Genomic DNA, 13,272 nt, shown 5'->3' with positions numbered 1-13,272 from the left:
TGTTTTATTTTTGTTAACATTTAATATAATTATTATTAACCTCGTGGACGCGTTAATGGCTAACTCATAATGGGTATTCAATAAGCTGCATTCTGTGATTGTTATCACATTTTTGTTTCGGGTGAATAGAGGGCATTTTTTCGTTAATTTTGATTATTAATCAGTTTGTTATGTTCTGTTGTGAGTAAAAAAATAGCATCTGACTTTCAATATTGGTGATCCATAAAACAATATTGAAAATTTCTTTTTTCTACGCCATGTTTTCAATATTGGTGAGGAGCTTAACAATATTGAAAGTTGGATTTATCTGCGTGTGACATTTTCAATATTGGTGATTAAAGTTTTATTTCCAAATTAAAGGGCGTGATATCTGTAATTAACACCACCGATATGAACGACGTTTCCTTCATGATTTCTGGAGATGCAATGAAGATTATTACTTGCTATAAGTGCGTGCCTGATGAACAGGATATTGCGGTCAATAATGCTGATGGTTCGTTAGACTTCAGCAAAGCCGATGCCAAAATAAGCCAATACGATCTCAACGCTATTGAAGCGGCTTGCCAGCTAAAGCAACAGGCAGCAGAGGCGCAGGTGACGGCCTTAAGTGTGGGCGGTAAAGCCCTGACCAACGCCAAAGGGCGTAAAGATGTGCTATCGCGCGGTCCGGATGAACTGATTGTGGTGATTGATGACCAGTTCGAGCAGGCACTGCCGCAACAAACGGCGAGCGTACTGGCTGCAGCCGCTCAGAAAGCAGGCTTTGATTTGATCCTCTGTGGCGATGGTTCTTCCGACCTTTATGCCCAGCAGGTTGGTTTGCTGGTAGGCGAAATCCTTAATATTCCGGCAGTTAACGGCGTCAGCAAAATTATCTCCCTGACTGCAGATACCCTCACCGTTGAGCGCGAACTGGAAGATGAAACAGAAACCTTAAGCATTCCGCTGCCTGCGGTTGTTGCTGTTTCCACTGATATCAACTCCCCACAAATTCCTTCGATGAAAGCCATTCTCGGCGCGGCGAAAAAGCCAGTCCAGGTATGGTCGGCGGCGGATATCGGTTTTAACGCAGAGGCAGCCTGGTCAGAACAACAGGTTGCCGCGCCGAAACAGCGCGAGCGTCAGCGCATCGTGATTGAAGGCGACGGCGAAGAACAGATCGCCGCATTTGCTGAAAATCTTCGCAAAGTCATTTAATTACAGGGGATGCTATGAACACGTTTTCTCAAGTCTGGGTATTCAGCGATACCCCTTCTCGTCTGCCGGAACTGATGAACGGTGCGCAGGCTTTAGCTAATCAAATCAACACGTTCGTCCTCAATGATGCCGACGGCGCACAGGCAATCCAGCTCGGCGCTAATCATGTCTGGAAATTAAGCGGCAAACCGGACGATCGGATGATCGAAGATTACGCCGATGTCATGGCTGACACTATTCGCCAGCACGGCGCAGACGGTCTGGTGCTGTTGCCAAACACCCGTCGCGGCAAATTACTGGCGGCGAAACTGGGTTACCGCCTTAACGCGGCGGTGTCTAACGATGCCAGCGCTGTTAGCGTGCAGGACGGTAAAGCGACAGTGAAACACATGGTTTACGGCGGTCTGGCGATTGGCGAAGAACGCATTGCCACGCCGTATGCGGTACTGACCATCAGCAGCGGCACGTTCGATGTGGCTCAGCCAGACGCGTCACGCACTGGCGAAACGCACACCGTGGAGTGGCAGGCTCCGGCTGTGGCGATTACCCGCACGGCAACCCAGGCGCGTCAGAGCAACAGCGTCGATCTCGACAAAGCCCGCCTGGTGGTCAGCGTTGGTCGCGGTATTGGCAGCAAAGAGAACATTGCGCTGGCAGAACAGCTTTGCAAGGCGATAGGTGCGGAGTTGGCCTGTTCTCGTCCGGTGGCGGAAAACGAAAAATGGATGGAGCACGAACGCTATGTCGGTATCTCCAACCTGATGCTGAAACCTGAACTGTACCTGGCGGTGGGGATCTCCGGGCAGATCCAGCACATGGTTGGCGCTAATGCGTCGCAAACCATTTTCGCCATCAACAAAGATAAAAATGCGCCGATCTTCCAGTTCGCGGATTACGGCATTGTTGGCGACGCCGTGAAGATCCTTCCGGCACTGACCGCAGCTTTAGCGCGTTGATCCACTCTGGCAGGGAGCTCTTATGTCCGAAGATATCTTTGACGCCATCATCGTCGGTGCAGGGCTTGCCGGTTCGGTTGCCGCACTAGTGCTCGCCCGCGAAGGTGCGCAAGTGTTAGTTATCGAGCGAGGCAATTCCGCAGGTGCCAAGAACGTCACCGGCGGGCGTCTCTATGCCCACAGTCTGGAACACATTATTCCTGGTTTCGCTGACTCCGCCCCCGTAGAACGCCTGATCACCCATGAAAAACTCGCGTTTATGACGGAAAAGTCAGCGATGACTATGGACTACTGCAATGGCGACGAAACCTCGCCATCCCAGCGTTCTTACTCCGTTTTGCGCAGTAAATTTGATGCCTGGCTGATGGAGCAGGCTGAAGAAGCGGGCGCGCAGTTAATTACCGGGATCCGCGTCGATAACCTCGTACAGCGCGATGGCAAAGTCGTCGGTGTAGAAGCCGATGGCGATGTGATTGAAGCGAAAACGGTGATCCTTGCTGATGGGGTGAATTCCATCCTTGCCGAAAAGCTGGGGATGGCAAAACGCGTTAAACCGACGGATGTGGCGGTTGGCGTAAAGGAACTGATCGAGTTACCGAAGTCGGTTATCGAAGACCGTTTTCAGTTGCAGGGTAATCAGGGCGCGGCTTGCCTGTTTGCGGGATCACCCACCGATGGCCTGATGGGCGGTGGCTTCCTTTATACCAATGAAAATACCCTGTCGCTTGGGCTGGTTTGTGGTTTGCATCATCTGCATGACGCAAAAAAATCGGTGCCGCAAATGCTGGAAGATTTCAAACAACATCCGGCCGTTGCACCGCTGATCGCGGGCGGCAAGCTGGTGGAATATTCCGCTCACGTAGTGCCGGAAGCAGGTATCAACATGCTGCCGGAGTTGGTTGGTGACGGCGTATTGATTGCCGGTGATGCTGCCGGAATGTGTATGAACCTCGGTTTTACCATTCGCGGTATGGATCTGGCGATTGCCGCCGGGGAAGCAGCAGCAAAAACTGTGCTTTCAGCGATGAAAAGCGACGATTTCAGTAAGCAAAAACTCGCGGAATATCGTCAGCATCTTGAGAGTGGCCCGCTGCGCGATATGCGCATGTACCAGAAACTACCGGCGTTCCTTGATAACCCACGCATGTTTAGCGGCTACCCGGAACTGGCGGTGGGCGTGGCGCGTGACCTGTTCACCATTGACGGCAGTGCGCCGGAACTGATGCGCAAGAAAATCCTCCGCCACGGCAAGAAAGTGGGCTTCATCAATCTGATCAAGGATGGCATGAAAGGAGTGACCGTTTTATGACTTCTCCCGTCAATGTGGACGTCAAACTGGGCGTCAATAAATTCAATGTCGATGAAGAGCATCCGCACATCGTTGTGAAGGCCGATGCTGATAAACAGGCCCTGGAGCTGCTGGTGAAAGCGTGCCCCGCAGGTCTGTACAAGAAGCAGGATGACGGCAGTGTGCGCTTCGATTACGCCGGATGTCTGGAGTGCGGCACCTGTCGCATTCTGGGGCTGGGGTCGGCGCTGGAACAGTGGGAATACCCGCGCGGCACCTTTGGTGTGGAGTTCCGTTACGGCTGATGTTGGTTTGATACGTAATGCCGTACTGACTCTCATTGCAAAAAAACAGGAATAACCCATGCAACCGTCCAGAAACTTTGATGATCTTAAATTCTCCTCTATTCACCGCCGCATTTTGCTGTGGGGAAGCGGTGGTCCGTTTCTGGATGGTTATGTACTGGTAATGATTGGCGTGGCGCTGGAGCAACTGACTCCGGCGCTGAAACTGGACGCTGACTGGATTGGCTTGCTGGGCGCGGGAACGCTCGCCGGGCTGTTCGTTGGCACATCGCTGTTTGGCTATATCTCCGATAAAGTCGGACGGCGCAAAATGTTCCTCATTGATATCATCGCCATCGGCGTGATATCGGTGGCGACGATGTTTGTCTCATCCCCCGTCGAACTGTTGGTGATGCGGGTACTTATCGGCATTGTTATCGGTGCGGATTATCCCATCGCCACCTCAATGATCACCGAGTTCTCCAGTACCCGTCAGCGGGCGTTTTCCATCAGCTTTATCGCCGCGATGTGGTATGTCGGCGCGACCTGCGCCGATTTGGTCGGCTATTGGCTTTATGATGTGGAAGGCGGCTGGCGCTGGATGCTGGGTAGCGCAGCGATTCCCTGTTTATTGATTTTGATTGGTCGATTCGAACTGCCTGAATCTCCCCGCTGGTTGTTACGCAAAGGGCGAGTAAAAGAGTGCGAAGAGATGATGATAAAACTGTTTGGCGAACCGGTGGCTTTCGAGGAAGAGCAGCCGCAGCAAACCCGTTTTCGCGATCTGTTTAATCGCCGCCATTTTCCTTTTGTTCTGTTTGTTGCCGCCATCTGGACCTGCCAGGTGATCCCAATGTTCGCCATTTACACCTTTGGCCCGCAAATCGTTGGTTTGTTAGGATTGGGGGTTGGCAAAAACGCGGCGCTGGGGAACGTGGTGATTAGCCTGTTCTTTATGCTCGGCTGTATTCCGCCGATGCTGTGGCTAAACACTGCCGGACGGCGTCCATTGTTGATTGGCAGCTTTGCCATGATGACGCTGGCGCTGGCGGTTTTGGGGCTGATCCCGGATATGGGGATCTGGCTGGTAGTGATGGCCTTTGCGGTGTATGCCTTTTTCTCTGGCGGGCCGGGTAATTTGCAGTGGCTCTATCCTAATGAACTCTTCCCGACGGATATCCGCGCCTCTGCCGTGGGCGTGATTATGTCCTTAAGCCGTATTGGCACTATTGTATCGACCTGGGCACTGCCGATCTTTATCAATAATTACGGTATCAGTAACACGATGCTAATGGGGGCGGGTATCTCGCTGTTTGGCTTGTTGATTTCCGTAGCGTTTGCCCCGGAGACTCGAGGGATGTCACTGGCGCAGACCAGCAATATGACGATCCGCGGGCAGAGAATGGGGTAATTTGTTCAGATTTCTCTCTTTTCTGAATCAATATTATTGACTATAAGCTGCGTGAATATATGACTACACTTTGTGGGAAAACAAAGGCGTAATCACGCGGGCTACCTATGATTCTTATAATTTATGCGCATCCATATCCGCATCATTCCCATGCGAATAAACGGATGCTTGAACAGGCAAGGACGCTGGAAGGCGTCGAAATTCGCTCTCTTTATCAACTCTATCCTGACTTCAATATCGACATTGCCGCCGAACAGGAGGCGCTGTCTCGTGCCGATCTGATCGTCTGGCAGCACCCAATGCAGTGGTACAGCATTCCTCCGCTTCTTAAACTTTGGATCGATAAAGTTTTCTCGCACGGCTGGGCTTACGGTCACGGCGGCACGGCGCTGCACGGCAAACATTTGCTGTGGGCGGTGACGACCGGCGGCGGGGAAAGCCATTTTGAGATTGGTGCGCATCCGGGGTTTGATGTGCTGTCGCAGCCGCTACAGGCGACGGCAATCTACTGCGGGCTGAACTGGCTGCCACCGTTTGCCATGCACTGCACCTTTATTTGTGACGACGAAACCCTCGAAGGGCAGGCGCGGCACTATAAGCAACGTCTGCTGGAATGGCAGGAGGCACATCATGGATAGCCATACGCTTATTCAGGCGCTGATTTATCTCGGTTCGGCGGCGCTGATTGTTCCCATTGCGGTACGTCTCGGTCTGGGATCGGTTCTTGGCTACCTGATCGCCGGCTGCATTATTGGCCCGTGGGGGCTGCGACTGGTGACCGATGCCGAATCTATTCTGCACTTTGCAGAGATTGGCGTGGTGCTGATGCTGTTTATTATCGGCCTCGAACTCGATCCACAAAGGCTGTGGAAGCTGCGTGCGGCAGTGTTCGGCGGTGGCGCATTGCAGATGGTGATTTGCGGCGGCCTGCTGGGGCTGTTTTGTATGTTACTTGGGCTGCGCTGGCAGGTCGCAGAATTGATCGGCATGACGCTGGCGCTCTCCTCTACGGCGATTGCCATGCAGGCGATGAATGAACGCAATCTGATGGTGACGCAAATGGGCCGCAGTGCCTTTGCGGTGCTGCTGTTCCAGGATATCGCGGCGATCCCGCTGGTGGCGATGATCCCGCTACTGGCAGCGAGCAGTGCCTCGACGACGATGGGCGCATTTGTTCTCTCGGCGTTAAAAGTGGCGGGCGCGCTGGCGCTGGTGGTATTGCTGGGGCGCTATGTCACGCGTCCGGCACTGCGTTTTGTTGCCCGCTCTGGCTTGCGGGAAGTGTTTAGTGCCGTGGCGTTATTCCTCGTGTTTGGCTTTGGTTTGCTGCTGGAAGAGGTCGGCTTGTCGATGGCGATGGGCGCGTTTCTGGCGGGCGTACTGCTGGCAAGCTCGGAATACCGTCATGCGCTGGAAAGCGATATCGAACCATTTAAAGGTTTGCTGCTGGGGCTGTTTTTCATCGGCGTTGGCATGTCGATAGACTTTGGCACGCTGCTTGAAAATCCGTTGCGCATTGTTATTTTGCTGCTCGGCTTCCTCATCATCAAAATCGCCATGCTGTGGCTGATTGCCCGACCGTTGCAGGTGCCAAATAAACAGCGTCGCTGGTTTGCGGTGCTGTTAGGACAGGGCAGTGAGTTTGCCTTTGTAGTATTTGGTGCGGCGCAGATGGCGAATGTGCTGGAGCCAGAGTGGGCGAAATCGCTGACTCTGGCGGTGGCACTGTCGATGGCGGCAACGCCGATTCTGCTGGTGATCCTCAATCGCCTTGAGCAATCTTCTACTGAAGAGGCGCGTGAAGCCGATGAGATCGACGAAGAACAGCCGCGGGTAATCATTGCCGGATTCGGGCGTTTTGGGCAGATAACCGGACGTTTACTGCTCTCCAGCGGGGTGAAAATGGTGGTGCTCGATCACGACCCGGACCATATCGAAACGCTGCGTAAATTCGGTATGAAAGTGTTTTATGGTGATGCCACGCGGATGGATTTACTGGAATCTGCCGGAGCGGCGAAAGCGGAAGTGCTGATTAACGCCATCGACGATCCGCAAACCAACCTGCAACTGACAGAGATGGTGAAAGAACATTTCCCACATTTGCAGATTATTGCCCGCGCCCGCGATGTCGACCACTACATTCGTTTGCGTCAGGCAGGCGTTGAAAAGCCGGAGCGTGAAACCTTCGAAGGTGCGCTGAAAACCGGGCGTCTGGCACTGGAAAGTTTAGGTCTGGGGCCGTATGAAGCGCGAGAACGTGCCGATGTGTTCCGCCGCTTTAATATTCAGATGGTGGAAGAGATGGCAATGGTTGAGAACGACACCAAAGCCCGTGCGGCGGTCTATAAACGCACCAGCGCGATGTTAAGTGAGATCATTACCGAAGACCGTGAACATCTGTCATTAATTCAACGACATGGCTGGCAGGGAACCGAAGAAGGGAAACATACTGGCAATATGGCGGATGAACCGGAAACGAAGCCCTCATCCTAATAAAGAGTGACGTAAATCACGCTTTACAGCTAACTGTTTGTTTTTGTTTCATTGTAATGCGGCGAGTCCAGGGAGAGAGCGTGGACTCGCCAGCAGAATATAAAATTTTCCTCAACATCATCCTCGCACCAGTCGACGACGGTTTACGCTTTACGTATAGTGGCGACAATTTTTTTTATCGGGAAATCTCAATGATCAGTCTGATTGCGGCGTTAGCGGTAGATCGCGTTATCGGCATGGAAAACGCCATGCCGTGGAACCTGCCTGCCGATCTCGCCTGGTTTAAACGCAACACTTTAAATAAACCCGTGATTATGGGCCGCCATACCTGGGAATCCATCGGTCGTCCGTTGCCAGGACGCAAAAATATTATCCTCAGCAGTCAACCGGGTACGGACGATCGCGTAACGTGGGTGAAGTCGGTGGATGAAGCCATTGCGGCGTGTGGTGACGTACCAGAAATCATGGTGATTGGCGGCGGTCGCGTTTATGAGCAGTTCCTGCCGAAAGCGCAAAAACTGTATCTGACGCATATCGACGCGGAAGTGGAAGGCGACACCCATTTCCCGGATTACGAGCCGGATGACTGGGAATCGGTATTCAGCGAATTCCACGATGCCGATGCGCAGAACTCTCACAGCTATTGCTTTGAGATTCTGGAGCGGCGGTAATTTTGTATATTAGAATTCCGGCATCACTGATACGTGCAGATATCCGTGTATACTAGACGTATAAATTGTACAGGAGCACGAGATCATGACTGCAAAACGTACCACACAAAGTGTGACCGTCACCGTCGACCGTGAGTTAGTCAATCGCGCTCGTGATGCAGGCTTAAATATGAGCGCCACCCTTACGGTTGCGCTCAATGCTGAACTTAAAAAACATGCAGCAACACGTTGGCGTGAAGAGAACGCAGAAGCTATCGCTGCGTTAAATCAATTGGCTGATGAAACCGGATGTTTCTCTGATGAGTACCGGAGCTTCTAGCGATGCAATTTACGGTATACCGCAGTCGCGGCAGGAACGCCGCGTTTCCCTTTGTTATTGATGTTACCAGCGACATTATTGGTGAGATTAATCGCCGTATCGTTATTCCATTAACACCTATTGAACGATTTAGCCGTATTCGCCCACCAGAACGGCTTAACCCAATCCTTTTACTGGTAGACGGCAAAGAATATGTGCTCATGACGCATGAGACTGCAACTGTTCCAGTTAACGCGCTGGGAACGAAATTTTGCGATGCCAGCGCGCACCGAACGTTGATTAAAGGAGCATTAGATTTTATGCTCGACGGGATTTAAGACGCTACCGCCTCTCCCTCACCCATATCTTTATGCCGGTTCGACGGCTGGACAAAATACTGTTTATCTTCCCAGCGCAGGCAGGTTAATGTACCACCCCAGCAGCAGCCGGTATCCAGCGCGTAAATACCTTCCGGCGTACCTTTGCCTTCCAGCGATGCCCAGTGACCAAAGGCGATGTTGTACTCTTCAGCGACGGGGCCAGGAATCGCAAACCACGGTTTCAGTGGGGCAGGGGCCTCTTCCGGCGATTCTTTGCTGTACATATCCAGTTGACCGTTTGGAAAGCAAAAGCGCATACGGGTAAAGGCGTTGGTGATAAAACGCAGTCTTCCCAGCCCCCGCAATTCCGGTGACCAGTTATTTGGCATATCGCCGTACATGGCATCAAGGAAGAAGGGATAGGAGTCACTCGACAGCACCGCTTCTACATCGCGCGCGCACTCTTTGGCGGTCTGCAGATCCCACTGCGGCGTGATCCCGGCGTGGGCCATCACCAACTTTTTCTCTTCGTCGATTTGCAGCAAAGGCTGGCGACGCAGCCAGTTAAGCAGCTCGTCGGCATCCGGCGCTTCCAGCAGCGGTGTCAGGCGATCTTTCGGTTTATTGCGGCTGATCCCGGCAAATACCGCCAGCAGATGCAGATCGTGATTACCCAGCACCAGACGTACGCTGTCGCCTAAGGATTTCACATAGCGCAGAACATCCAGCGAACCCGGGCCGCGCGCGACCAGATCGCCCGTCAGCCAGAGGGTATCTTTCCCAGGGGTAAATTCTACTTTATGCAGCAATGCGATCAGTTCATCGTAACAACCATGAACGTCGCCAATAAGGTATGTCGCCATATTCTTTTAATGAATGAGTGTGGGAACGGCGAGTCGGAATACGGGAATGTCGATGCTGAAAGGGACGCCATTTTCATCGATCATTTCGTAGTGACCCTGCATGGTGCCCAGCGGGGTTTCAATGATTGCACCGCTGGTGTACTGGTACTCTTCGCCAGGCGCGATAAGTGGCTGGACGCCAACCACTCCTTCGCCCTGGACTTCGGTTTCACGGCCATTGCCATTGGTGATCAACCAGTAACGCCCCAACAACTGCACTGGCGCTCGCCCCAGATTGCGTATGGTTACGGTATAAGCAAAAACGTAACGTTCATTATCAGGTGAAGATTGGGCCTCAATGTAGACGCTTTGAACCTGAATACACACTCGGGGCGAATTGATCATCGTTAACTCTCCTGCAAAGGCGCGTTCTCCGCCAGATAGTTCGCCATCTGGCAATATTGCGCGACAGAGATATTTTCCGCTCGCATCGCCGGGTCGATCCCCATTCCCGTTAACACCTCGACGCTAAACAGGTTGCCGAGGCTGTTACGAATGGTTTTACGACGCTGGTTAAAGGCTTCAGTGGTGATGCGGCTCAACACGCGAACATCTTTAACCGGGTGAGGCATCGTTGCATGAGGAACCAGGCGCACGACGGCGGAATCCACTTTGGGTGGTGGTGTAAAGGCTGACGGCGGTACTTCCAGCACCGGGATCACGTTGCAATAGTATTGCGCCATGACGCTTAATCGACCATACGCCTTGCTGTTCGGTCCTGCAACCAGACGATTCACCACTTCTTTTTGCAACATAAAGTGCATGTCGGCAATGGCATCAGTATAGCTAAACAGATGGAACATCAACGGCGTGGAGATGTTATAAGGCAGGTTGCCGAAAACACGCAGCGGCTGGCCCATTTTCGCGGCCAGTTCGCCAAAGTTAAAGGTCATCGCATCCTGCTGATAAATCGTCAGTTTCGGGCCTAAGAATGGATGCGTTTGCAGACGTGCCGCCAGATCGCGGTCAAGTTCGATGACCGTCAGCTGGTCCAGACGTTCGCCGACCGGTTCGGTCAATGCCGCCAGACCGGGGCCGATTTCGACCATCGCCTGGCCCTTCTGCGGGTTAATGGCAGAAACAATGCTGTCGATCACGAACTGATCGTTGAGAAAGTTTTGCCCGAAGCGTTTACGGGCTAAGTGGCCCTGGTGGACTCGATTATTCATTGGGTGTTAACAATCATTTTGATGGCGAGATTAAGCGCCGTAATAAAACTGCCGACATCGGCTTTACCACGTCCCGCCAGTTCAAGCGCGGTGCCGTGGTCCACTGATGTGCGAATAAAGGGCAGGCCCAGCGTAATGTTCACACCGCGCCCGAAGCCCTGGTATTTTAGCACGGGAAGACCCTGATCGTGGTACATCGCCAGCACGGCGTCGGCGTTATCGAGATATTTCGGCTGAAACAGGGTATCGGCAGGCAGCGGCCCGTTGAGTTTCATCCCCTGTTCCCGCAGCTCGTTGAGTACCGGAATAATGGTGTCTATCTCTTCCGTACCCATATGACCGCCTTCGCCCGCGTGCGGATTCAGCCCGCAGACCAGAATGCGCGGTTCGGCAATACCAAATTTGGTGCGCAAATCGTGATGCAAAATAGCAATCACTTCGTGCAAAAGGGCAGGGGTGATAGCATCTGCGATATCGCGCAGCGGTAAATGCGTCGTTGCCAGCGCCACGCGAAGTTCTTCGGTCGCCAGCATCATCACCACTTTTTTCGCCTGCGAACGCTCTTCGAAAAACTCGGTATGACCGGTAAACGGAATGCCTGCGTCGTTAATGACGCCTTTATGCACGGGGCCTGTGATCAGCGCAGCAAATTCACCGTTCAGACAGCCATCACACGCTCGCGCCAGCGTTTCCACCACATAGTGCCCATTTTCAACTGCTAACTGCCCCACAGTGACAGATTCACGTAGCGCGACAGGAAGTAGCGTTAATGTGCCCGCAGTTTGCGGTTGTGCAGGGGAGTTGGGGGAATAAGGGCGGAGGGTGAGCGGCAAACCGAGCATCGCTGCCCGGTCGGTAAGGAGAGTGGCATCGGCACAAACAACCAGTTCGACTGGCCACTCACGCTGTGCAAGCTGGACAATTAAGTCCGGGCCAATCCCGGCGGGCTCGCCGGGAGTGATCACAACACGTTGGGTTTTAACCATTAGTTGCTCAGGATTTTAACGTAGGCGCTGGCACGTTGTTCCTGCATCCAGCTTGCTGCTTCTTCCGAGAACTTACGGTTCATCAGCATGCGGTATGCACGATCTTTCTGTGCCGCGTCGGTTTTATCGACATTACGGGTATCCAGCAGTTCGATTAAATGCCAGCCGAATGAAGAGTGAACCGGTGCACTCATTTGACCTTTGTTCAGGCGGGTCAGGGCGTCACGGAAGGCCGGATCGAAAATATCTGGTGTAGCCCAGCCGAGATCACCGCCCTGGTTAGCAGAGCCTGGATCCTGAGAGAACTCTTTCGCTGCGGCAGCAAAAGTCGTTTTACCACTCTTGATATCGGCAGCAATCTGTTCCAGTTTCACGCGGGCCTGTTCGTCAGTCATGATCGGCGACGGTTTCAGCAGAATATGGCGAGCATGAACTTCGGTCACCGAGATATTTTTGCTTTCGCCGCGCAGGTCGTTAACTTTCAGAATATGGAAGCCAACGCCGGAACGAATCGGGCCAACAATGTCGCCTTTCTTCGCGGTGCTTAATGCCTGGGCGAAGATCCCCGGCAACTCCTGAATACGGCCCCAGCCCATCTGTCCGCCGTTCAGCGCCTGCTGGTCGGCAGAATGAGCAATCGCCAGCTTACCGAAATCAGCGCCGTTACGCGCCTGATCGACAATCGCGCGCGCCTGGCTTTCCGCTTCGTTCACCTGATCAGAGGTCGGGTTTTCCGGCAGTGGGATCAGGATGTGGCTCAGGTTCAGCTCAGTGCTGGCGTCGTTTTGGTTACCCACTTGCTGCGCCAGGGATTCGACTTCCTGCGGCAGGATGGTGATGCGACGACGCACCTCGTTGTTACGCACTTCAGAGATAATCATCTCTTTGCGGATCTGGTTACGATAGGTGTTGTAGTTCAGACCATCGTAAGCCAGACGGCTGCGCATCTGATCCAGCGTCATGTTGTTCTGTTTCGCGATGTTAGCAATCGCCTGATCCAGCTGCTCATCGGAGATTTTCACTCCCATTTTCTGCCCCATCTGCAGGATGATTTGATCCATGATCAAACGCTCCATGATTTGGTGGCGCAGCGTCGCGTCATCAGGAAGTTGTTGCCTTGCCTGAGCAGCGTTCAGTTTTACCGACTGCATTAATCCATCAACGTCGCTTTCCAGCACGACGCCGTTATTGACGACGGCTGCGACTTTATCGACTACCTGGGGGGCAGCGAAACTGGTATTCGCGATCATGGCGATACCGAGAAGCAGCGTTTTCCAGTTCTTCATACTTTTTCCAT

Annotated in this window: 15 protein-coding genes; 10 read left to right on the top strand and 5 right to left on the bottom strand. The window is 53.0% G+C overall.

Features of this window, described 5'->3' with window-relative positions:
* Nucleotides 1–426 precede the first annotated feature (426 nt).
* The 10 genes from HBM92_RS20310 (at nucleotide 427) to HBM92_RS20265 (ending at nucleotide 8,936) form a co-directional block, all read left to right on the top strand.
* Nucleotides 427–1,197 carry an electron transfer flavoprotein FixA gene (locus HBM92_RS20310; RefSeq protein ID WP_000692217.1) on the top strand — a complete coding sequence of 257 codons (771 nt, stop codon included), beginning with the start codon at nucleotides 427–429 and terminating at the stop codon, nucleotides 1,195–1,197.
* 14 nt (nucleotides 1,198–1,211) lie between these two features.
* Nucleotides 1,212–2,153, top strand: a complete 942-nt coding sequence (locus HBM92_RS20305; RefSeq protein ID WP_001091509.1) for an electron transfer flavoprotein subunit alpha/FixB family protein — start codon at nucleotides 1,212–1,214, stop codon at nucleotides 2,151–2,153.
* Nucleotides 2,154–2,175: 22 nt separating this feature from the next.
* Nucleotides 2,176–3,462, top strand: a complete 1,287-nt coding sequence (locus HBM92_RS20300) for an FAD-dependent oxidoreductase (RefSeq protein ID WP_001287715.1) — start codon at nucleotides 2,176–2,178, stop codon at nucleotides 3,460–3,462.
* A complete protein-coding gene (gene fixX, locus HBM92_RS20295) occupies nucleotides 3,459–3,746 on the top strand; it encodes a ferredoxin-like protein FixX (protein ID WP_000203741.1) in 288 nt (95 codons plus the stop codon). Before HBM92_RS20300 ends, fixX begins: the two co-directional genes overlap by 4 nt.
* Before the next feature lie 58 nt (nucleotides 3,747–3,804).
* The gene (locus HBM92_RS20290; RefSeq protein WP_001183207.1) at nucleotides 3,805–5,136 is read left to right on the top strand and encodes an MFS transporter; all 1,332 of its coding nucleotides are present in this window, start codon (nucleotides 3,805–3,807) and stop codon (nucleotides 5,134–5,136) included.
* A gap of 107 nt (nucleotides 5,137–5,243) precedes the next feature.
* A complete protein-coding gene (kefF, locus tag HBM92_RS20285) occupies nucleotides 5,244–5,774 on the top strand; it encodes a glutathione-regulated potassium-efflux system oxidoreductase KefF (RefSeq protein ID WP_000600725.1) in 531 nt (176 codons plus the stop codon).
* Nucleotides 5,767–7,629, top strand: a complete 1,863-nt coding sequence (gene kefC / locus HBM92_RS20280) for a glutathione-regulated potassium-efflux system protein KefC (protein WP_000377123.1) — start codon at nucleotides 5,767–5,769, stop codon at nucleotides 7,627–7,629. The genes kefF and kefC overlap by 8 nt, the downstream gene beginning before the upstream one ends.
* Nucleotides 7,630–7,820: 191 nt before the next feature.
* Nucleotides 7,821–8,300: a type 3 dihydrofolate reductase gene (gene folA, locus HBM92_RS20275; protein ID WP_000624375.1), complete on the top strand. Its 480-nt coding sequence runs from the start codon at nucleotides 7,821–7,823 to the stop codon at nucleotides 8,298–8,300.
* 85 nt (nucleotides 8,301–8,385) lie between these two features.
* The gene (locus HBM92_RS20270; RefSeq protein WP_000125566.1) at nucleotides 8,386–8,619 is read left to right on the top strand and encodes a type II toxin-antitoxin system CcdA family antitoxin; all 234 of its coding nucleotides are present in this window, start codon (nucleotides 8,386–8,388) and stop codon (nucleotides 8,617–8,619) included.
* Nucleotides 8,620–8,621: 2 nt separating this feature from the next.
* A complete protein-coding gene (locus tag HBM92_RS20265) occupies nucleotides 8,622–8,936 on the top strand; it encodes a CcdB family protein (RefSeq protein ID WP_001160966.1) in 315 nt (104 codons plus the stop codon).
* On the opposite strand, the gene apaH is transcribed toward HBM92_RS20265, so the two are convergent.
* Genes apaH through surA form a run of 5 tightly spaced genes read right to left on the bottom strand, consistent with a single transcriptional unit; the run spans nucleotide 8,933 to nucleotide 13,261 of the window.
* Complete coding sequence (gene apaH, locus HBM92_RS20260) at nucleotides 8,933–9,781, bottom strand: bis(5'-nucleosyl)-tetraphosphatase (symmetrical) ApaH (RefSeq protein ID WP_000257182.1); 849 nt, start codon at nucleotides 9,779–9,781, stop codon at nucleotides 8,933–8,935. The two genes, HBM92_RS20265 and apaH, sit on opposite strands and share 4 nt — an antisense overlap.
* 6 nt (nucleotides 9,782–9,787) lie before the next feature.
* On the bottom strand, nucleotides 9,788–10,165 hold the full coding sequence (gene apaG, locus HBM92_RS20255; RefSeq protein WP_000610901.1) for a Co2+/Mg2+ efflux protein ApaG: 378 nt from the start codon (nucleotides 10,163–10,165) through the stop codon (nucleotides 9,788–9,790).
* Nucleotides 10,166–10,167: 2 nt separating this feature from the next.
* Nucleotides 10,168–10,989, bottom strand: coding sequence for a 16S rRNA (adenine(1518)-N(6)/adenine(1519)-N(6))-dimethyltransferase RsmA (gene rsmA, locus HBM92_RS20250; protein WP_001065363.1), 822 nt, complete (start codon nucleotides 10,987–10,989; stop codon nucleotides 10,168–10,170).
* Nucleotides 10,986–11,975, bottom strand: coding sequence for a 4-hydroxythreonine-4-phosphate dehydrogenase PdxA (pdxA, locus tag HBM92_RS20245; protein WP_000241229.1), 990 nt, complete (start codon nucleotides 11,973–11,975; stop codon nucleotides 10,986–10,988). Before pdxA ends, rsmA begins: the two co-directional genes overlap by 4 nt.
* Nucleotides 11,975–13,261 (bottom strand): peptidylprolyl isomerase SurA, encoded by a 1,287-nt coding sequence (surA, locus tag HBM92_RS20240; RefSeq protein WP_000800457.1) that lies wholly within the window; start codon nucleotides 13,259–13,261, stop codon nucleotides 11,975–11,977. The genes pdxA and surA overlap by 1 nt, the downstream gene beginning before the upstream one ends.
* Nucleotides 13,262–13,272: the final 11 nt, after the last annotated feature.

Source organism: Escherichia sp. E.sYA108, from assembly GCF_011754335.1.
In the GTDB taxonomy this organism is placed as follows: domain Bacteria; phylum Pseudomonadota; class Gammaproteobacteria; order Enterobacterales; family Enterobacteriaceae; genus Escherichia; species Escherichia coli.
The sequence above is the reverse complement of the archived record's forward strand: the minus strand, read 5'-3'. Positions and strand labels throughout refer to the sequence as shown.

Coding starts and splice junctions, on each gene's coding strand:
- pdxA (WP_000241229.1), bottom strand. CDS start 11,975: ATGGTTAAAACCCAACGTGTTGTGATCACTCCCGGCGAGCCCGCCGGG.
- fixX (WP_000203741.1), top strand. CDS start 3,459: ATGACTTCTCCCGTCAATGTGGACGTCAAACTGGGCGTCAATAAATTC.
- surA (WP_000800457.1), bottom strand. CDS start 13,261: ATGAAGAACTGGAAAACGCTGCTTCTCGGTATCGCCATGATCGCGAAT.
- kefC (WP_000377123.1), top strand. CDS start 5,767: ATGGATAGCCATACGCTTATTCAGGCGCTGATTTATCTCGGTTCGGCG.
- HBM92_RS20300 (WP_001287715.1), top strand. CDS start 2,176: ATGTCCGAAGATATCTTTGACGCCATCATCGTCGGTGCAGGGCTTGCC.
- HBM92_RS20310 (WP_000692217.1), top strand. CDS start 427: ATGAAGATTATTACTTGCTATAAGTGCGTGCCTGATGAACAGGATATT.
- kefF (WP_000600725.1), top strand. CDS start 5,244: ATGATTCTTATAATTTATGCGCATCCATATCCGCATCATTCCCATGCG.
- HBM92_RS20305 (WP_001091509.1), top strand. CDS start 1,212: ATGAACACGTTTTCTCAAGTCTGGGTATTCAGCGATACCCCTTCTCGT.
- apaG (WP_000610901.1), bottom strand. CDS start 10,165: ATGATCAATTCGCCCCGAGTGTGTATTCAGGTTCAAAGCGTCTACATT.
- HBM92_RS20270 (WP_000125566.1), top strand. CDS start 8,386: ATGACTGCAAAACGTACCACACAAAGTGTGACCGTCACCGTCGACCGT.
- HBM92_RS20290 (WP_001183207.1), top strand. CDS start 3,805: ATGCAACCGTCCAGAAACTTTGATGATCTTAAATTCTCCTCTATTCAC.
- folA (WP_000624375.1), top strand. CDS start 7,821: ATGATCAGTCTGATTGCGGCGTTAGCGGTAGATCGCGTTATCGGCATG.
- HBM92_RS20265 (WP_001160966.1), top strand. CDS start 8,622: ATGCAATTTACGGTATACCGCAGTCGCGGCAGGAACGCCGCGTTTCCC.
- rsmA (WP_001065363.1), bottom strand. CDS start 10,989: ATGAATAATCGAGTCCACCAGGGCCACTTAGCCCGTAAACGCTTCGGG.
- apaH (WP_000257182.1), bottom strand. CDS start 9,781: ATGGCGACATACCTTATTGGCGACGTTCATGGTTGTTACGATGAACTG.